Below are 17625 nucleotides of genomic sequence, written 5' to 3'. Positions count from 1 at the left end.
GAAAAGGGGCACCGCGGTCATTCAGACAAACCGCGTCATCGTTCTTCGCGGGCAAGTCGGATCGCCGCACCGCTCGCTCCTACAGAGCGGTGCGTCAGCGTGTTATGCGCCGTGGCACTTCTTGAATTTCTTGCCGTTGCCGCATGGGCAAGGGTCGTTGCGGCCGACATCTTTCAGGGCGTTGCGCACCGGTTCCTGGTGGGCGTGGCCGCAGTTCGGGCCGTGGACATGGCCATGGTCGTGATCATGATGGTCGTGATGGTCGTGATGGTCATGATCGTGGTTGCAGTCAGGGCCATGGACATGAGGTTGCTGGGTCATCGGGGTCACTCCGGAATTAAATCGGCGGCGATTATCACGCCATTGCGCGCCAGGTGCACGTAGTGCGCGATGAATATACCGGTTTCCAGTTCACCTTCCAGACGATAGGGAATGGGTTGGTCGGGTTTTTTCAGCAGTTTCACCAAGTCTCGAACCCTGGGCCACAGGTTGGTGCGGACCGGTACCTTGAAATAGGCACTGCGTTTGGGGCCGATCGTGAACCAGTGTTCGTGCTCGCCTTCAGTCAGCAACATGTCCCCCAAGTGAATGCGATATTCCAGGGCACGCACCGTCAGGTCTTGGTCGTTGGGATTGTCGACGCGAAAATGCAGCAGGAATTTCTGCTCCAGCAGCTTGGCCCGGACCACCTCGACCTTGACCAGATGCACCTGCGGATCCGGCAGATTGTCGTCAAAGTCGAACCACGACGTACAACCGCCGAGTCCTGAAAACAGGAGCAAGGTGAACATATAGAGCGCAAGTCGCCGGGTGGTCATGGTCGTGTTTCTCCCTAGGCCCCCAGTCTAGCCTCAAGCGCCGAAATAACTCGCGCAACACTTCTTGAACTTCTGCCCGCTGGCGCACGGGCACGCATCGTTGCGCCCGGCCTTGAGCGGCACGGTGGGATCGATGAAATACCAGTGGCCGGCGTTCTGCACGAATGACGAACGTTCGCGGTGGCTGTGTTCGCCGCTGCTATCGTGCCAGCGAGCGGTGAAGGTGACGAAAGCGTGCTCCGGCTGACCGCCGAAAACCTCGGCGCTTTCCACTTCCAGGCCGAGCCAGGTGCTTTGGGCGCTCCAGTCGCTGATCGACTGGCGATCCAGGCCGGGCTGTTGCGCAGGCAGAGTGGTCGCCACCAGATAGTCGATCAGCCCCAGTACATAGGCACTGTAGCGCGAACGCATCAAGACTTCGGCGCTAGGGGCCGGATGGCCGGCATGGTAATGGCCGCAGCAGGCATCGAGCAGCGTGCCGCTGCCGCAAGGGCAAATGGATGTACTCATTGCGTTACCACCAATATTTCCCGAAGTTTTCCGGATTGGCCCAGAAGCGTGAGTTGAGCCAGTCGGGCACCTGCTTGTAGTCAAGCAGATCGTAGGTAAACAGGGTCAGTACTTGATCGTCGCGCTGGAAGCGTTCGCTGGCTTGCAGGGCCAGGGAGAAAAAGTCTGTCTCTTGCCAACCGCACGCCGGCAAGTCGGCCAGCACCGCAATGCGACTGGCATTGAGGTTGCGGATTCCGCCAAGCAGATTCAGGCCGTTGCGCTTGGGCAAGTGTTCGAGGCAATCGACCACCAACGCCAGATCAAACCGTTGCGCCGCCAGTTCGGCGGGCAGTGGCCCTGGCGCAGCAAAGGCGACGATGCTGTCCGGGTGCGCGGTTTTGAACGCTTCGAGCGCGGGGAATTCGCTGGCGCCAATCAGCAGCAGACGTGCCGGGGCATAACGATCAAGCAAAGCGGCCAACGCCTGTTGGGGCGTGCGCGAAGAGATACCTGCAATCATCAAAGATCCTCAATCAGAACGCCAAGACTAGCCTGCCCCAACGTCTGGGCCTAGTGTCCTGTTTCGCGGGTTCAGCCCAAAAGGACCGATCTTCCGTGAACATGGGGCAAAACAGCAATGGCCTATTGCTGGCGGAGATTAAAAGTCGGGTCTTTACTCCCTAGAATCGGTTTTAAGCCGATCCCTCAGGAGAAGAACTAGATGAGCATAATTCGGACAGCATTACCCTTGGTTCTGCTAACCAGTGTGTTGACTGGTTGCGCAGGTTTGCAGAAAACCGACTGGCCGACCTGTGCGGCGGTCGGTGGTGTCGTCGGTGCAGGGCTCGGCGCGACCGAGAGTTCGGCATGGGCAGGGTATGGCGCGCTGCTGATCGGCGGCACGGCAGCGGCCTATTGCTGGGTGCACGGCGATGGCGACGAAGACGGCGATGGCGTGCTGGACAGCCGCGACAAGTGCCCGGGTACGCCTAAAGGCGTGCGGGTCGATGCCGACGGCTGCCCTCCACCAGCGCCAGCGCCGGTGGTCGAGGAAACGGCGGTGGTCAAGGAAGAAGTCATTGTTATCCGCGATGTGCACTTCCAGTTCGACTCGGCCAAGCTCACCCCTGCCGATAAAGACGTACTCGACACCATAGCCACGCGCCTGAAACAGGAATCCTCCAGCGCCCAACTGACCGTCACCGGTCATACCGACAGCGTCGGCAGCGATGCCTACAACCAGAAACTGTCGGATAGACGTGCCCATTCGGTGGTGGAATACCTGATTTCCCAAGGCATACCACGCAGCAGTTTCGTGTCCGTGACCGGTGCCGGTGAAAGCCAGCCGGTGGCCGATAACAAAACCGCTGACGGCCGCGCGATGAACCGCCGCACGGAAATCAAAATCAACCGCTAAGCCCCTTGTATTCCGCGGCTTGTACAGTCGCGGATGCGGGTCTTTACTCCTGTGTGACCGGTATGGGCCGGTGACACAGGAGAATTCACAATGAGCGTTCTCACAAGGACCGTCTTACCGGTTCTGCTGCTTGGCAGTCTTCTGACCGGTTGCGCGACTCACAGCGATGGCACTGCCCCCCTCAATCAACGTACCTGGCCGATCTGCAGCGTCATTGGCGGACTGGTCGGCGGTGGCTTGGGCGCGCTCGAAAGCAGTGGCTGGGCGGCGGGTGGAGCCGCGCTCGGGATCTTGACCGGTGGCTTGATCTGTTACGCCCAGGATGGCGATGAAGACGACGATGGTGTTTTCGATCGACGTGATCGCTGCCCTGATACGCCTGCCGATACACCTGTCGAACATCACGGTTGCCCGTTGCCGCAATATCCGGCCAGCGTGAAGTCTGTTGAAGCACCGGTTTCTGAAGTCATCACCCTGAACGGTAACGTCTTGTTCGCTTACAACCAATCCGACCTGATGCCCGAAGCGCGCACTCAGCTGGATTCGCTGATGGCCAAATTGCAGAACGCCGATGTGGTGAGCGTTAAAGTTGTCGGTCATACCGACAGCCAGGGTTCGGACGCCTATAACCAGAAACTGTCGGAACGTCGTGCCAGCAGCGTGGCGGCCTACCTGTTGAGTCAGGGGCTGGCGCCGAACAAACTCACCAGCGAAGGCCGGGGCGAAAGCCAGCCGGTGGCCGATAACGACACAGAAGAAGGGCGGGTGCAAAACCGTCGCGTGGAGTTGCATATCAATCGCTGAGCCCTGTGATAGAGCCGTCGGACGACCAGTCAGGTTGTTCCGGCGGCCAAGTGGCGACCTTCCGGAAGAATTTTTTGTTGGCCTCTGGCTTATCCCGCGCGTAAGCCGTTACTGTGCGCGCAAAGAATAATTCTCAACGGGGCAGCGTATGAAGGTGTTTTGGGGGCTGGGGAAGTTGTTGACCCTGCTGTTTTGGCTGGTGGTGCTGGTCAATCTGCTCATACCGTTTATTCATCCTCTACACCTGTTGGTCAATCTGGCGGGCAGCGTGTTGGCAGGGCTCCATCTTCTGGAGCTGGTGTTCTGCAACCGCAGCCTCAAAGGTCGAGCCCATCCTTGGCGTGATCGCCTGAAAATTGTCTTTTTCGGCGTTTTCCACCTGCAAACCATTCCGGCCCCAGCGGCTTCGAAGGCCTCCCATGCATAAACTCTGTCTGCTCGCTGCACTTATCAGCCCATTGGCCTGCGCACAGGTGGTGAGCGTCGAAACCAACTCGCTGATGCGCTTGCCCAACACGGCCAGCACCTTGCAACTGGAGCGGCTGGAAGTCGCCGATTACGGCACCTTGCTGATTCCCTCGAACGTGACCGAAGTGACGGTTGGTGAACTGCACTTGGGGCGTGATGCGCGGATTGCCATTGTGCCAAGCGAACAAGCGCTGGCGTTGAAGGTCAGTCGTGCCGAGTTGGCCGAAGGCAGCCAGATCACTGCGCGGGGCGCGCCGGGGACTTACCTCAAGGCCGCTCGCTCCGGGCGCAATCTGGATGTGCAGATCAAAGCGTTGAACGCGCCGCAATTGTCGGTAGATGCTCGCGGTGGCGCAGGTGCCCCCGGGTTTGTCGGCCTCGACGGGGCCAATGGTCAAGCACCGGGTTGTACCTGGGGCCAGGCCGGTCGCGGTGCCGATGGCAGTAATGGCAGCGACGGCCTGCCGGGCGCGCCAGGGGCGCTGGTTCGGCTGGAAGTGCCGCGTGATTATCCTGCGCAGCAGATCAAGGTCGAGGTTGCAGGCGGGGTGGGTGGCGTGGCAGGACCGGGGGGGAAACCGGGAGCGGGTGGCAAGGCCAAGGGCTGTTTCGTCTATAAAACCGATGGCGGCAAGAGCGGTCGCCCCGGCGCCGATGGCCAGCCAGGGCCTGCGGGAGTGGCGGGTTCGGTGAGCATTCAGCGGTTGTAAGCCCTCAAGCGATCGTTCCCACGCTCTGCGTGGGAACGATCACGGCCGAGCCGCCGCAATCGCCACCAACGCCAACCCGACCACCAGGTTAATCCCCACCAACCGACGAATCCTGCCCAGCACCGACGCACCCGTCGGCCAATCCTGAGCCGTCACCGCTGTGCGCAGTTCCGGCAGCAGCAACGCCTGAATCCGGATAAACAGCGCCGTCATCACCACATACAATCCCATCATCACCTGCACATACCGCGGCGCCGCTTCAAATCCGGCAAACTGCAGATGAATCATGCCCACGCCGCTGATCGGCAAAAGCACAACAGCGACCCAGACCCAGCGGAAAAAACCTTGAAACACTTCTACCCACAGCTTCAACCGGGAAGGGCCTTCCAGCGCCTTCATCGCCGCGGGGCGCAGGACCATCCAGGCGAAAAACATGCCGCCGACCCAGATCAGGGCCGCCAGTAAATGCAGGGTGTAGACGAGGGCAAAGGGTGTCATTGAGTTACTCCGTTCTGCGCAGGATTCATTAGCGGGGTATGATAGCGGCCGATCCGAACCACTGAAAATTTATCCAGCATTTTTTGCGCCCGACAATCCATGATCAGCACCGAACTCAAAACCACGATCCAGGGCGCCTACTCGCGTTTTCTCGAAGCCAAGAGCCTCAAGCCGCGCTACGGTCAACGCCTGATGATCGCCGAAATTGCCAAGGTCCTCGGTGCCATCGACACCGACGACGAAGGCCGGCGCAGTGGCGACCCCGCGATTGTCGCGGTGGAAGCCGGCACCGGTACCGGTAAAACCGTGGCCTACAGCCTGGCGGCGATCCCAACCGCGAAGGCCGCCGGTAAACGCCTGGTGATCGCCACGGCCACCGTGGCCCTGCAAGAGCAGATCGTCTACAAGGATTTGCCCGACTTGATGCGCAACAGCGGGCTGAATTTCAGCTTCGCCCTGGCCAAGGGCCGCGGGCGCTACATGTGCCTGTCCAAGCTCGACATGTTGCTTCAGGAAGGTCACGCGCAGACGGCCACCGCGCAGCTGTTCGAAGAAGAAGGCTTCAAGATCGAGGTCGATGAGGCCAGTCAGAAGCTGTTCACCAGCATGATCGAGAAGCTCGCCGGCAATAAGTGGGACGGCGACCGCGACAGTTGGTCGACGGCGCTGGAAGACGCCGACTGGGCGCGCCTGACCACCGATCATAGCCAGTGCACTAACCGTCATTGCCCGAACTTCGGCCAGTGCGCCTTCTACAAGGCCCGCGAAGGCATGGGCAAAGTCGACGTGATTGTCACCAACCACGACATGGTCCTGGCCGACCTGGCTTTGGGCGGCGGCGCGGTATTGCCGGACCCGCGGGACACCATCTATGTGTTCGACGAAGGTCACCACCTGCCGGACAAGGCCATCGGCCACTTCGCCCATTACACACGCCTGCGTTCCACCGCCGACTGGCTGGAAACCACCGCCAAGAACCTCACCAAATTGCTCGCCCAGCACCCCTTGCCGGGGGATCTGGGCAAGTTGATCGAGCAAGTGCCGGAGCTGGCGCGGGAGATCAAGACCCAGCAGCAGTTCATGTTCAGCGCCTGTGAGCAAGCCGCCGACTTCAAGCCCGGCGAAGACGTCGAAGGTCGTGAGCGGCCACGTCATCGCTTTGTTGGCGGGGTGATCCCCGAGCACATGCGCGAAATGGGCATCGAGTTGAAGAAAGGCTTCGCGCGCCTGACCGACCTGTTTACCCGTCTCACCGATTTGCTCAAGGAAGGCATGGACGGCGAGGTCAATATCGGCATCGCCAGCAACCAGGCCGAAGAGTGGTACCCACTGTTCGGCAGCCTGTTGTCGCGTTCTTCGGGCAATTGGGAGTTGTGGACCGCCTTCACCGTCGAAGACCCGGAAGACAACCCGCCCATGGCCCGCTGGCTGACCCTGGCCGAAAGCGGTTCGCTGTTCGACATCGAGGTCAATGCCAGCCCGATCCTCGCGGCGGACATGCTCCGGCGCAACCTGTGGAACGTGGCTTACGGGGCGCTGGTGACATCGGCGACCCTGACCGCTCTCGGTACCTTCGACCGCTTCCGCATGCGCGCCGGCCTGCCTAAAACAGCCGTCACCGCGGTGGTTCCGAGCCCGTTCCATCACGCCGACGCCGGCGTGCTGCGGGTGCCGGACCTGAAAGCCGACCCGCGTGACGCGCCGGCTCACACCGCGGCGATCATCCGCGACTTGCCGCAACTGGTCGAAGGCTCGCGGGGCACCTTGGTGCTGTTCTCCTCACGCAAACAGATGCAGGACGTGTTCGACGGTCTGGACCGCGACTGGCGCAAGCAAGTGTTCATTCAAGGCAACCTGTCGAAACAGGAAACCCTGAACAAGCACAAGGCGCGGGTCGATGGCGGGGATTCCAGCGTGCTGTTCGGCCTGGCGAGTTTCGCCGAAGGCGTGGATTTGCCCGGTGCCTACTGCGAGCACGTGGTGATCGCCAAGATTCCGTTCTCGGTGCCCGACGATCCGGTCGAAGCGGCGCTGGCGGAATGGATCGAGGCCCGCGGTGGTAATCCGTTCATGGAAATCTCCGTGCCGGACGCCTCGCTGAAACTGGTCCAGGCCTGCGGTCGCTTGCTGCGAACCGAAGAAGACCGCGGCACCATCACCTTGCTTGACCGCCGTCTGGTCACGCAGCGCTATGGCAAAGCTATTCTCAATGCGTTGCCGCCATTCCGTCGTGAAATTTCCTGATGCACCGGTGGGCAAATAGGCCCACCGCGTTGTCTACCTCACTGCCACCGCTTTTCCACTGGCCCATTGATGGTCGCTTGGGAGATCCACGTTCCTATGATTCGCCGTTCGTTGCCCGCTGTTTTTGCCTTGATGTTCGCAGCCCCTTTGCTGGCGGCCCCTGCCGGCCAGCAGACGCTGTTCAACTTTGTGCGTCCCGCCGACGTGGTTCAGGTGGCGACCCAGGACGCCAGCCTTCCGCAATCCAACGCGGAGCAAACGGCCGAAGGCGAAGTGCTACGCCGCGTGACCTTCAACCCGGTTGCCCAACCGACCTTGCGCCTGACGCCGCAGACCGGTGCCTGGGACTGGTCGCAGTCGGGCGTCATGAGCCTGCGAATCCAGAGCGCGATGAACTGGGCCGTGACGCTGTATGTGAAAATCCAGAGCAACGACGGCAAGACCCTGGTTAGCCGTGTCGATCTGCCAGCCGGCCCTGCGCAAACCCTGCTGGTGCCACTGCAGCCGAGTTCACCGTTGAGCCAGGGCATGAAGGCGGGCCCGCCGATGCCAATCAATTTCGAAGGTCAGCGTGTATTGCTGGCCAGCAGTACCGGTGAGCTGGACCGTAGCCAAGTGGTGTCGGTGACCTTGTCGATGGATCAGCCGAAAGTCGCCCAAAGCATCTTGCTCGAACGCTTCGGCGTGCAGGACGGCGAGGCTGTCACCAAGGCCGCTTATGGCGGTCTGGTAGACGCTTATGGTCAATCGACCCGGGCCAAATGGCCGGAGAAGGTCAGCAGCGACGATCAATTGAAATCCGCCGCGGCCAAAGAACAGCAACAACTGAAAATCTGGCTGGCCGAGCGCGAGAAGACCTCGCTGGACAAGTTCGGCGGCTGGACCAAAGGCCCGGTCTTCAAGGCCAGCGGCTTTTTCCGTACTGAAAAGCGTGATGGCCGCTGGTACCTGGTGACCCCGGAAGGCCATCCGTTCTATTCCCTTGGCGTCAACAGCGTGACTCCGAGCGTCAATCAGACCTACGTCGCGGGCCGCGAGTGGATGTTCGAGTCCCTGCCCAAACCCGACGAGCCCCTGGCCGCTTTTTATGGTGAGGGCGACAACCGTGGCGGCAACGGCGCCGATCAGGGTCGAGCCTACAATAATGGTCGCTGGTACGATTTCTATGGTGCCAACCTGCAGCGTCTGTATGGCAAACCTTGCGTACCGGACAGCGACACCAAGGCCGGTATCGCCGAAGCCGCCAAGGCCGATGCAATCGAGGCGACGGCCGATAAGGCCACCGAACAATCAGCCGCTCCTGCGGCGACCGAATCCACGGCCGGGGTTGCCGATGCGGCCAAGATCGGCGCCGTTGAAGCGTCGGGCGAAAAAGCGCCTGAGCAAGTGGTCGTCGAACCTTGCAAAGTGGTTTTTGACGAACAACGCTGGGCCAGTCACACCCTCGATCGCCTGCAAGCCTGGGGCTTCAACACCATTGGCAATTGGAGCGCACCGGTGTTGGGCAATGCTGACCGTGTGCCATACACCTTGCCGCTGTCGATCGTCGGCGATTACGCCAGCATCAGCACCGGCACCGATTGGTGGGGCGGCATGCCCGACCCGTTCGATCCGCGTTTCGCCATGGCCACCGAACGCGCCGTGGCCATCGCCGCCCGCGACCATCGCGACGATCCGTGGCTGATCGGTTACTTCGCCGACAATGAGCTGGCCTGGGCCGGCCCTGGCGATGACCCGAAGGCTCGCTATGCGCTGGCCTACGGCACCTTGAAAATGACCACTGACGTGCCGGCCAAACGCGCATTCCTCAAACAACTGCGAGACAAATACCGCAACCAGGCGGGCCTTTCCAAAGCCTGGGGCATTGATCTGCCGGCCTGGGAATTGATGGAAGACCCGGGCTTCGTGCCGCCGCAGCCGAGTGCCGAATACCCGGAAATCGAAGCCGACTTCAAGTACTTCCAAAAAGTGTTCGCCGACACGTACTTCAAAACCGTCTCCGATTCGCTCAAATGGCATGCGCCGAACCAGTTGTTACTGGGCGGTCGTTTTGCCGTCAGCACCCCGGAAGCCGTCGAGTCCTGCGCGCAATACTGCGACGTGTTGAGCTTCAATATGTACACCTTGCAACCCCAGGACGGTTACGACTTCGCCAGACTGCGCAGCCTGGACAAGCCGGTGCTGATTACCGAGTTCAACTTCGGTTCGGCGGATCGCGGCCCGTTCTGGGGCGGCGTGACACAACTGGCGAAAGAAGAAGACCGCGGCCCGGCCTACGCCAACTTCCTCAAACAGGCAATGAGCGAACCGTCGATTGTCGGGGTGCATTGGTTCCAGTACCTCGATCAACCGGTGACGGGTCGCCTGCTGGATGGCGAGAACGGGCACTTCGGTCTGGTGGGCATTACTGACCTGCCGTTCCAGGGTTTCGTGGACAGCGTGCGCAAAAACAATGTGCAGACTGTCGATCAACTCGGTAAAGAGGCCGAGAAGGCTGCGGCCGAGGCGGATAAAGCCGACAGCCACGAAGGTGGCAAGCAAGGCGATGTCGGCAAAAGTGCGGGGCAAGGCGCTGGTCATGCGGGCAATGGTCATTAACAGTTGAGACCGCGTGATCGTTCTTCGCGGGCAAGCCTCGCTCCTACAGATTTTGCGTTGGTCGCGATGTCCGCGAACGCATGAACCTTGTAGGAGCGAGGCTTGCCCGCGAAGGCGTCGGTACAGACACTATAAATTTCCGATTCATTTCCATGACCGGGCGACCGCCCGGCCTGGCCCTGTTCCCAAAACCCTCAAGGGCTGGAACAATGCGAGCCACTTTGTAGAGCGTTTATCCGGGAGAGTTGTGGGTGCAGATTCAGGGTCATTACGAGCTTAAGTTCGAAGCGGTGCGCGAAGCGTTTGCGGCGCTGTTCGACGATCCTCAGGAGCGTGGCGCGGCGTTGTGCATCCGGATCGGTGGGGAAACCGTTCTCGACCTCTGGGGCGGTACCGCTGACAAGGACGGCACTGAAGCCTGGCACAGCGACACCATTGCCAACCTGTTTTCCTGCACCAAGACCTTCACTGCCGTAGCCGCGCTGCAACTGGTGGCCGAAGGCAAGCTGCAACTGGATGCCCCGGTTGCTCGTTACTGGCCCGAGTTCGCTGCCGCCGGCAAAGAATCCGTGACCCTGCGCCACTTGCTCTGCCATCAGGCCGGCCTGCCGGCGCTGCGCGAGTTGCTGGCCCCTGAAGCACTTTATGACTGGCAGACCATGGTCGATGCCCTGGCCGCTGAAGCGCCATGGTGGACGCCGGGTCAAGGTCACGGTTATGCGGCGATCACCTATGGCTGGCTGGTCGGTGAGTTGCTGCGTCGCGCCGACGGTCGTGGGCCGGGCGAATCCATCGTGGCACGGGTCGCGAAGCCTTTGGGGCTGGACTTCCACATCGGCCTTGCCGACAAAGAGTTCCATCGGGTGGCGCACATCGCCCGTGGCAAGGGCAACCTCGGCGATGCCGCGGCCCAGCGCTTGCTGCAAGTGACCATGCGCGAACCGACGGCCATGACCACCCGGGCCTTCACCAACCCGCCGTCTATAATGACTAGCACCAACAAACCGGAATGGCGGCGCATGCAGCAGCCGGCCGCCAACGGCCACGGCAATGCCCGCAGCCTGGCCGGGTTCTACGCCGGTCTGCTCGACGGCAGCCTGCTGGAAAGCGAAATGCTCGACGAGCTGACCCGCGAACACAGCGTCGGCGAAGACAAGACTTTATTGACCCGGACCCGCTTCGGCCTGGGTTGCATGCTCGATCAACCGGACGTACCCAACGCCACCTACGGCCTCGGCCCACGGGCGTTCGGTCATCCGGGCGCTGGCGGCTCCACGGGTTTTGCTGACCCGGAACACGATGTGGCCTTCGGCTTTGTGACAAATACCCTGGGGCCGTACGTCTTGATGGATCCACGAGCGCAAAAGCTTGTGCGAGTACTGGCCACTTGTCTGTAAATCACGCTCAAGGGGGCCAGGGCCGGAACCCGAAAGCCTTTGTGGTTTCAAAGCGCTGTTTATCCGGGGCCAACCCGGTCTGATTTTTCATTACTTCATTTTGTGGATATCCAATGTCATCCAATAAAACTCTCGCCCTGGCCCTGTGCTTCGCTATCACCGGTTGCGCACAGACTCCACAAAATGACGCAGACGGCGGCAGCTGGTGGCCGTTCGGTTCTTCCGACAAGGTTGCGACCAAAGAGCCGGCGCCGGCCCCGCTGAAACCTGCTGCAACAGCACCCGTCGCCAAGGCTGACAGTGCATCCCCTTGGTACTGGCCGTTCGGTTCCGATGATGCTGCCGACAAAGTGGCCAAGCTGGACGTGAAGCCGGAAGTTAAACCTGAAGCCAAACCGGCCGTTGCAGCCAAGGCTGAAGCCGATGCCGGTGGCAATTGGTGGTGGCCGTTCGGCGGCAAGGAGCAGAGCACCGCCAAAGTCGTGCCGATGCCCGACCCGAAAGTCACCCAGGCCTGGCTCGACGACTACGAACCGCGTCTGCGCGAGGCGATCAAGGACAGCAATCTGAAACTCGAACGCCGTGAAAACGTGCTGGTTGTCACGGCCCCGGTAGAAGGCTCGTTCAACCCTGACCGTCCGGCCATGCTGCTGCCGGTGACCCTCGGCCCGTTCACCCGTGTCGCGAAAATCCTCGAAGTCGATCCAAAGACCGCCGTACTGGTACTCGGTCACAGTGATACGTCGGGCGCCGCACCGGCCAACGTGAAGCTGAGCCAGGAGCGTGCCCAGGCAGTGGCGGCGATCTTCCGTCTCAGCGGTCTGCAGCGTGATCGCCTGATGCTGCGCGGCATGGGTGGCGAGGCTCCGCGCGCCGCCAACGACAGTTCAGAAGGTCGTGCCTTGAACCGTCGCGTCGAGCTGTTGGTGACGCCGGCAAACACCATGGTCGCGTTGCTGAGCAAGTACAACATGCCGGCTCCTGCACCAGTGAAAACTATGGTCGCTGCGCAAGACATCAAGCCAGTGGCCAAGCCTGTGACCCCAGCGCCTGCCGCGAAGAAAGCGGCTGTGCCGGCGACGAAAAAGGCACCGGTCAAGAAAGCGGCTGCCAAGGCTCCAGCCAAAAAAGCAGTGGTGAAAAAGACTGCGCCCGCCAAAGCCGCTGTCGACACCAAGAAAGTCGCTGTCGCCGATGACACAAAGAAGTGATTCGTTAACCAAAAGGAATGCGCCATGACCCGGCCCTTGGCAGATATGCGTCGCGATTACACCCGAGATGGCCTGACCGAGGCGCAAGCCCCGGCCGAGCCGTTCGCGCTGTTCCATCAGTGGTTTGCCGATGCGGTGAAAACCGAACAGGTGCCGGTGGAGGCGAATGCCATGACGCTGGCCACCGTCGATCAGGACGGTCGACCGCATTGCCGCATCCTGCTGCTCAAGGGTTTGGATGAGCAGGGTTTCACCTTCTTCACCAACTACGAAAGCGACAAGGGTCAGCAACTGGCAGCCAATCCATTTGCGGCCATGACGTTCTTCTGGCCAGCCCTGGAGCGCCAGGTGCGTATCGAAGGGAGGGTGGTGAAGGTCACGCCTGAAGAGTCCGACGCCTACTATCAGGTTCGCCCTCTGGGCAGCCGTCTCGGTGCCTGGGCCTCGCCCCAGAGCCAGGTGATTGCTGATCGCGCCGAGCTGGAAGCGCTGCTCAAGAACACCGAGCAACGTTTCAGCGATACCCAGCCTCACTGCCCCGAGCACTGGGGCGGTTATCGTTTGCTACCCGAGCGCATCGAATTCTGGCAGGGCCGACCGAGCCGTCTGCACGATCGCCTCAACTACCGCTTGCAGGGCGCCGACTGGGTTCGTGAACGCCTGGCACCGTAAACAGCCTAGTGAGTGAACCGCTTTTGGTAGGAGCCAGGCTTGCCGGCGAAGGCGCACTTAAGGACGCCTTCGCCGGCAAGCCTGGCTCCTACGTGGTGGTTGGTATCAGGGATAGTTTGCCGCAGCAGCCTCCAGCCACTGAGGCAGGTCCCGCCGCTTGATCTTCTGCGTTTGAGCGTTCGCCAGTTGCTGGAGCATAAAGGCTCTTTTCTGTTCGTCTTTACCCGCCAGTGACAACGCCAGATCGCGGTCCATCCAGCGTTTGATCCGCACGTACAGCCACCAATGGAAGTACAAGCCGGCGACGGTCGTGACAACAATGATGAAGTAATCCATGAAAATCCTTGGGTCAGCGGCGCAGATTTTGTAATTTGACGCTACTGTGTGCTGAGTTCGAAAAAGCGCCTGTATCGGGCCTGAATGAAACCAATTTTATCCGGGTGATGTCGTGACAGGCGTCAAGCTGCGGAGTTTAATGGATACCTGTCCTATGGAGTTTGATGCTATGCGTAAGTCTGTTCTGCTGGTTGCTTCCTTTTCCACGATGGCGATGTTGCTCACTGGCTGCCAATCGAGCCTGACCGGTGACTCCTACTCCCGTGACGAAGCGCGTCGTGTGCAGACGATTCGCATGGGTACCATTGAAGCCCTGCGTCCGGTGAAAATCGAAGGCACCAAAACCCCGATCGGCAGTGCCGCCGGCGCAGTCGTGGGTGGTGTCGGCGGTAGCGCCATCGGTGGCGGTCGCGGCAGTATCGTCGCAGCGGTCATCGGCGCCGTCGCCGGCGGCCTGATGGGCTCGGCTGCCGAAGAAGGCCTGACCCGCACTCAAGGTGTTGAAATCACCGTGCGCGAAGACGATGGCAGCATGCGCGCCTACGTGCAGGAAGTTCAGCCAAACGAAGTGTTCCGTGTGGGTGAGCGGGTGCGGATCGCCACTGTTGATGGTACGAGCCGCGTTGCGCACTAAGCGGAGCGAAGGGTAAAACAAAACCCCGATCAGGTGACTGGTCGGGGTTTTTTGTTTTTTACCAATGATCACGATAGACGAACGAAATCTGATAATCGTAGACGGGGAACTCAATGGCATGTTGAAAATGGGGCTGAAGTATTTTGATCCAGTGTGGAGAGACGTCAAAACCGCCATTATTTATGTTGTTTTTGATTGGTAGCCCTAGTGCTTCAATTACCGAGCCATCACCCCCGAAATCGTTAGATAACTCATTTCCAACGCCTATTTCAGTAGTCTTGTCATACCACTCAAGTCTGATTTTTAGTCCCATCTGAATTTCTTTCTCATATAACCATTGCTTTCATTGTTTTGCGCAAGTGCCCATAAAATATTCCAAACCCTCTGGGAATTGGACGCCCAGAAGCTCTGTTAGCGTCACTACCTGGTTTTCGTTTAAAAGTAACTCTCCAGGTTCCAATTCATTAAGCGATTTTGACTCAATGAGTTGGGCTACTTTTTCATTGAGTTCAGTGCCATCGATATCCAGTTCAAATTGTAAAGAATCGTCCTGTTTATCATCGGGGTAAAAGCCTGTTATTAAAAGGTAACGCATACTTTAGTCCTTAATGTCTTGAGGTTTTTCTGCCAGGTTTTGCAGGTTTTGTTTGCTCGCCTGTAATGTGATTGTACTCACCCAAATGAACTCCCAATTTGTCGTATTTTTCCACGGCGTTACTCTTGTAGTCCCATTCATAAATTCTCCCCTTCCGGTCGACCCAACGGGCTCGCTTCTTTCCACCTCCTTGAACAGATGACTTCGACTTTACTCGGGTTGCATCAGGGAATGCGGGCAGGGTTTTCGGGTGGTCGTAGTAGGTATGATCTCCGGTCTGACTGAGGACTATATAAACCGGCAACACCCCCGAATCCGCCGGAGTACAAGAATGAAATCCTTGTACTCCGGCGGATACACCGGGTTCACGATGATGCTGTCAGCCGCTTTCGTCGGCGGGTAAACCCAGATGTGCGGCGCTTGCGGTGCGGCTTCCAGGGCGGGGATGCCGAGGGTGTTCGAACCGTCCTCGGCCGGTGTCCAGATCAGCTCGATACCATCCCCAAGCTCAGCCACTTGCTGACTGCCACGCAAAGTGAATTGCACGACATCGACCATTTCCCAGTCACGATTTTTGCCGGTGTAGAAACCGTATCCCTTAAGACTGCCGTCAGCCTGCTGCTCGACCCGCAGGCGCACGCGAGTACGTGCCTGTTTGAGGGATCGCAGTTGATCTTCGGTGTAGAGCGAGCTGTCGCCAAGGCTCGACGGTATGACCAGGGCCACCAAGCCTGCCAAGGTGGCTGCAGCGGTGCTGGCGGCGACAGCGGGCAGTGCGGCGAACGCTGAGCCGGCCAAAGCAAAGCTGCCGAAACCCGCCGGAATCGCAGTGCCACTGATTTTCCTGAGCGGCACGACACCGCTTTCATCGGCCTCGCGGGCACCGAGCAGGATCAGTTCGCCGTAATCCTTCAGGCTGTCTGTGGGCACCATCCCTGAGGGATTCGAGTAATCGATGATTGCATCGGGCAGCTTGCAGGACTTGGCAAACACGCATCCCGCGCGGACAACGTCGTCCTTTTTTGCAACGACCTGAAGGCTGTCTTTGAAGGCCTGTTGTCTGGCGAGCATGGCATCGTAGGCGTTTTGCCTGGCATCCCGCTCGGCCAATTCAGTGGCCGTCATGTAGCGGTGAGTGATGTGATGCCCGTCACCTGACGGTGGGTTTTGCACCCGGGGAATGTCCTTGTTGCCAGCCACTGATTGTCCTTTCGCTCGTCCATCGGCAGCCCCCGAAAGAGGGGCTGCACGACGTTAACGAACGTGGCTGATCATGGCTGTAGGACGAATCCTGAATGTCGCTAAGAGGGTTCTCTATCGCTCAGGACGGCAGCGCCGTGCTCTTGCGACTCGCCGCCGCCGTCACCGCATAACCGATCAACGCCGCCAGAATCGAGCCGGTCAGAATCCCCATGCGATCCATCCCGGCGTATTCACTGGCGCCGGGCACGAAGGCCAGGGAGCCGACAAACAGGCTCATGGTGAAACCGATGCCGCAGAGAATGGCCACGCCCAGTATCTGGCCCCAGTTGGCGCCTTGGGGCAGGGCGGCGATGCCGATTTTCACTGCCAGCCAGGTCAGGCCGAACACGCCGACCATCTTGCCCAGCAGCAGGCCGATGGCGATGCCCATCGGCACGTCGTGGGTGAAGCTTTCGACGGTCACGCCGCTCAGGGACAGGCCGGCGTTGGCGAAGGCGAACAGCGGCAGGATGCCGTAGGCCACCCACGGATGCAGGGCATGCTCCAGGGTCAGCAGTGGCGAAGGCTCAGCGTTTTTTGTGCGCAGTGGAATGCAGAAGGCCAGGGTCACACCGGCCAGCGTGGCGTGCACGCCGCTCTTGAGCACGCAGACCCAGAGGATCAGCCCGATGATCATGTAAGGTCCGAGCTTCACCACGCCGAGTCGGTTCATCCCGATCAAGGCCGCGATGCAGGCCGCGGCCAATGCCAGGGACAAGGTCGACAGTGCGCCGGAATAGAAAATCGCGATGATGATGATCGCGCCCAGGTCGTCGATGATCGCCAGGGTCATCAGGAACAGTTTCAGCGACACCGGCACGCGTTTACCCAGCAGGGCCAGTACGCCGAGGGCGAAGGCGATGTCGGTGGCGGTCGGAATGGCCCAGCCACTCAGGGCTGGCGGGTTATCACGATTAAGGAACCAGTAGATCAGCGCCGGCACCACCATGCCGCCAATCGCCGCCGCGCCGGGCAGGACGATCTGCGACGGTTTCGACAGTTGGCCGTCGAGCACTTCGCGTTTCACTTCCAGGCCGATCAGCAGGAAGAACAGGGCCATCAGGCCGTCGTTGATCCACAGTAGCAGCGGTTTGGCGATTTTCAGCGCGCCGATCTGAGCCACCACGGGGGTGTCCAGCAGGCCGCTATAGAGCCACGACAGCGATGAGTTGTTGATGATCAGGGCGAGAGCGGCCGCGGCGATCAATAACAGACCGCTGGCAGCTTCCAACTGAAAGAAACGCGTGAACGTGCTACGCAGAGGCAAGGTCGCTCTCCATCGATGAATTCAAAAGGTGGCACACCCTAACCCGTACCGTTAGTTGTTAAAACAAAAGTTATATTCTTTTTTGTTATATACCGTTACAAGGTGGGCGGTCAGCAAAGGTCTGAGCCTAGCAGTTGCCGGACGTATTGGACCTCAGCTGTATCTGTGCATGAGGTAGGTTCTTTCCTAAGCTTGTGGGCTGAGCCTTGTGACAAGGCCGAC

General features: G+C 59.9%; 19 protein-coding genes and 1 pseudogene. 10 read left to right on the top strand and 10 right to left on the bottom strand.

What is annotated here, in order from left to right; all coding sequences use genetic code 11:
* Nucleotides 1–102: 102 nt before the first annotated feature.
* Genes CKW20_RS17755 through CKW20_RS17740 form a run of 4 tightly spaced genes read right to left on the bottom strand, consistent with a single transcriptional unit; the run spans nucleotide 103 to nucleotide 1830 of the window.
* Entirely contained in the window at nucleotides 103–321 is a 219-nt protein-coding gene (locus CKW20_RS17755) for an SEC-C metal-binding domain-containing protein (protein ID WP_046046248.1), read from the bottom strand.
* A 5-nt stretch (nucleotides 322–326) separates the two neighbouring features.
* A complete protein-coding gene (locus CKW20_RS17750; protein WP_095054102.1) occupies nucleotides 327–818 on the bottom strand; it encodes an LEA type 2 family protein in 492 nt (163 codons plus the stop codon).
* 33 nt (nucleotides 819–851) lie between these two features.
* Nucleotides 852–1328, bottom strand: coding sequence for a YchJ family protein (locus CKW20_RS17745; RefSeq protein WP_030131297.1), 477 nt, complete (start codon nucleotides 1326–1328; stop codon nucleotides 852–854).
* A gap of 4 nt (nucleotides 1329–1332) precedes the next feature.
* Nucleotides 1333–1830, bottom strand: coding sequence for a DUF6231 family protein (locus CKW20_RS17740; protein ID WP_095054101.1), 498 nt, complete (start codon nucleotides 1828–1830; stop codon nucleotides 1333–1335).
* A gap of 201 nt (nucleotides 1831–2031) precedes the next feature.
* Between CKW20_RS17740 and CKW20_RS17735 the strand changes: the two genes are divergently transcribed.
* The 4 genes from CKW20_RS17735 (at nucleotide 2032) to CKW20_RS17720 (ending at nucleotide 4709) form a co-directional block, all read left to right on the top strand.
* Entirely contained in the window at nucleotides 2032–2727 is a 696-nt protein-coding gene (locus CKW20_RS17735) for an OmpA family protein (protein WP_095054100.1), read from the top strand.
* 90 nt (nucleotides 2728–2817) lie between these two features.
* Complete coding sequence (locus tag CKW20_RS17730) at nucleotides 2818–3531, top strand: OmpA family protein (RefSeq protein WP_095054099.1); 714 nt, start codon at nucleotides 2818–2820, stop codon at nucleotides 3529–3531.
* A gap of 148 nt (nucleotides 3532–3679) precedes the next feature.
* Nucleotides 3680–3958, top strand: a complete 279-nt coding sequence (locus CKW20_RS17725; protein ID WP_095054098.1) for a DUF1145 domain-containing protein — start codon at nucleotides 3680–3682, stop codon at nucleotides 3956–3958.
* Nucleotides 3951–4709, top strand: a complete 759-nt coding sequence (locus CKW20_RS17720) for a hypothetical protein (RefSeq protein WP_095054097.1) — start codon at nucleotides 3951–3953, stop codon at nucleotides 4707–4709. Before CKW20_RS17725 ends, CKW20_RS17720 begins: the two co-directional genes overlap by 8 nt.
* Nucleotides 4710–4748: 39 nt before the next feature.
* Here the strand turns inward: CKW20_RS17720 and CKW20_RS17715 are convergent, their stop codons facing one another.
* Nucleotides 4749–5207: a CopD family protein gene (locus CKW20_RS17715; RefSeq protein ID WP_095054096.1), complete on the bottom strand. Its 459-nt coding sequence runs from the start codon at nucleotides 5205–5207 to the stop codon at nucleotides 4749–4751.
* Between the two features lie 99 nt (nucleotides 5208–5306).
* Here CKW20_RS17715 and dinG point away from each other — a divergent pair, with 99 nt between their 5' ends.
* The 5 genes from dinG (at nucleotide 5307) to pdxH (ending at nucleotide 13329) form a co-directional block, all read left to right on the top strand.
* Entirely contained in the window at nucleotides 5307–7451 is a 2145-nt protein-coding gene (gene dinG, locus CKW20_RS17710) for an ATP-dependent DNA helicase DinG (RefSeq protein WP_095054095.1), read from the top strand.
* Nucleotides 7452–7547: 96 nt separating this feature from the next.
* Entirely contained in the window at nucleotides 7548–10049 is a 2502-nt protein-coding gene (locus CKW20_RS17705; protein WP_095054094.1) for a beta-galactosidase, read from the top strand.
* A 251-nt stretch (nucleotides 10050–10300) separates the two neighbouring features.
* Nucleotides 10301–11446 (top strand): serine hydrolase domain-containing protein, encoded by a 1146-nt coding sequence (locus CKW20_RS17700; protein ID WP_095054093.1) that lies wholly within the window; start codon nucleotides 10301–10303, stop codon nucleotides 11444–11446.
* Nucleotides 11447–11559: 113 nt separating this feature from the next.
* Entirely contained in the window at nucleotides 11560–12657 is a 1098-nt protein-coding gene (locus CKW20_RS17695; protein WP_095054092.1) for an OmpA family protein, read from the top strand.
* Nucleotides 12658–12681: 24 nt separating this feature from the next.
* On the top strand, nucleotides 12682–13329 hold the full coding sequence (gene pdxH / locus CKW20_RS17690; protein ID WP_095054091.1) for a pyridoxamine 5'-phosphate oxidase: 648 nt from the start codon (nucleotides 12682–12684) through the stop codon (nucleotides 13327–13329).
* Between the two features lie 105 nt (nucleotides 13330–13434).
* Here pdxH and CKW20_RS17685 read toward each other — a convergent pair whose 3' ends face one another.
* Nucleotides 13435–13665: a hypothetical protein gene (locus tag CKW20_RS17685; RefSeq protein WP_095054090.1), complete on the bottom strand. Its 231-nt coding sequence runs from the start codon at nucleotides 13663–13665 to the stop codon at nucleotides 13435–13437.
* Between the two features lie 169 nt (nucleotides 13666–13834).
* Here CKW20_RS17685 and CKW20_RS17680 point away from each other — a divergent pair, with 169 nt between their 5' ends.
* On the top strand, nucleotides 13835–14299 hold the full coding sequence (locus tag CKW20_RS17680; protein ID WP_095054089.1) for a glycine zipper 2TM domain-containing protein: 465 nt from the start codon (nucleotides 13835–13837) through the stop codon (nucleotides 14297–14299).
* Between the two features lie 58 nt (nucleotides 14300–14357).
* Here CKW20_RS17680 and CKW20_RS17675 read toward each other — a convergent pair whose 3' ends face one another.
* From CKW20_RS17675 to nhaA, 4 genes and pseudogenes are all read right to left on the bottom strand, one after another.
* On the bottom strand, nucleotides 14358–14612 hold the full coding sequence (locus tag CKW20_RS17675; RefSeq protein ID WP_095054088.1) for a colicin E3-like toxin immunity protein: 255 nt from the start codon (nucleotides 14610–14612) through the stop codon (nucleotides 14358–14360).
* A gap of 30 nt (nucleotides 14613–14642) precedes the next feature.
* The gene (locus tag CKW20_RS17670; protein ID WP_095054087.1) at nucleotides 14643–14894 is read right to left on the bottom strand and encodes a pyocin S6 family toxin immunity protein; all 252 of its coding nucleotides are present in this window, start codon (nucleotides 14892–14894) and stop codon (nucleotides 14643–14645) included.
* 10 nt (nucleotides 14895–14904) lie between these two features.
* Nucleotides 14905–16094, bottom strand: a pseudogene (locus CKW20_RS17665) (S-type pyocin domain-containing protein).
* 121 nt (nucleotides 16095–16215) lie between these two features.
* The gene (gene nhaA, locus CKW20_RS17660) at nucleotides 16216–17403 is read right to left on the bottom strand and encodes a Na+/H+ antiporter NhaA (protein ID WP_095054086.1); all 1188 of its coding nucleotides are present in this window, start codon (nucleotides 17401–17403) and stop codon (nucleotides 16216–16218) included.
* Nucleotides 17404–17625: the final 222 nt, after the last annotated feature.

Origin of the sequence: Pseudomonas sp. Irchel s3b2, from assembly GCF_900187445.1 — a bacterium.
Taxonomy (GTDB): domain Bacteria; phylum Pseudomonadota; class Gammaproteobacteria; order Pseudomonadales; family Pseudomonadaceae; genus Aquipseudomonas.
Note: the sequence above shows the minus strand (reverse complement) of the source record. Positions and strands in the feature narration are given on the sequence as shown.

Coding starts and splice junctions, on each gene's coding strand:
- pdxH (WP_095054091.1), top strand. CDS start 12,682: ATGACCCGGCCCTTGGCAGATATGCGTCGCGATTACACCCGAGATGGC.
- CKW20_RS17705 (WP_095054094.1), top strand. CDS start 7,548: ATGATTCGCCGTTCGTTGCCCGCTGTTTTTGCCTTGATGTTCGCAGCC.
- dinG (WP_095054095.1), top strand. CDS start 5,307: ATGATCAGCACCGAACTCAAAACCACGATCCAGGGCGCCTACTCGCGT.
- CKW20_RS17750 (WP_095054102.1), bottom strand. CDS start 818: ATGACCACCCGGCGACTTGCGCTCTATATGTTCACCTTGCTCCTGTTT.
- CKW20_RS17720 (WP_095054097.1), top strand. CDS start 3,951: ATGCATAAACTCTGTCTGCTCGCTGCACTTATCAGCCCATTGGCCTGC.
- CKW20_RS17715 (WP_095054096.1), bottom strand. CDS start 5,207: ATGACACCCTTTGCCCTCGTCTACACCCTGCATTTACTGGCGGCCCTG.
- CKW20_RS17740 (WP_095054101.1), bottom strand. CDS start 1,830: ATGATTGCAGGTATCTCTTCGCGCACGCCCCAACAGGCGTTGGCCGCT.
- CKW20_RS17725 (WP_095054098.1), top strand. CDS start 3,680: ATGAAGGTGTTTTGGGGGCTGGGGAAGTTGTTGACCCTGCTGTTTTGG.
- CKW20_RS17675 (WP_095054088.1), bottom strand. CDS start 14,612: ATGGGACTAAAAATCAGACTTGAGTGGTATGACAAGACTACTGAAATA.
- CKW20_RS17745 (WP_030131297.1), bottom strand. CDS start 1,328: ATGAGTACATCCATTTGCCCTTGCGGCAGCGGCACGCTGCTCGATGCC.
- CKW20_RS17755 (WP_046046248.1), bottom strand. CDS start 321: ATGACCCAGCAACCTCATGTCCATGGCCCTGACTGCAACCACGATCAT.
- CKW20_RS17670 (WP_095054087.1), bottom strand. CDS start 14,894: ATGCGTTACCTTTTAATAACAGGCTTTTACCCCGATGATAAACAGGAC.
- CKW20_RS17730 (WP_095054099.1), top strand. CDS start 2,818: ATGAGCGTTCTCACAAGGACCGTCTTACCGGTTCTGCTGCTTGGCAGT.
- CKW20_RS17685 (WP_095054090.1), bottom strand. CDS start 13,665: ATGGATTACTTCATCATTGTTGTCACGACCGTCGCCGGCTTGTACTTC.
- CKW20_RS17735 (WP_095054100.1), top strand. CDS start 2,032: ATGAGCATAATTCGGACAGCATTACCCTTGGTTCTGCTAACCAGTGTG.
- CKW20_RS17680 (WP_095054089.1), top strand. CDS start 13,835: ATGCGTAAGTCTGTTCTGCTGGTTGCTTCCTTTTCCACGATGGCGATG.
- CKW20_RS17695 (WP_095054092.1), top strand. CDS start 11,560: ATGTCATCCAATAAAACTCTCGCCCTGGCCCTGTGCTTCGCTATCACC.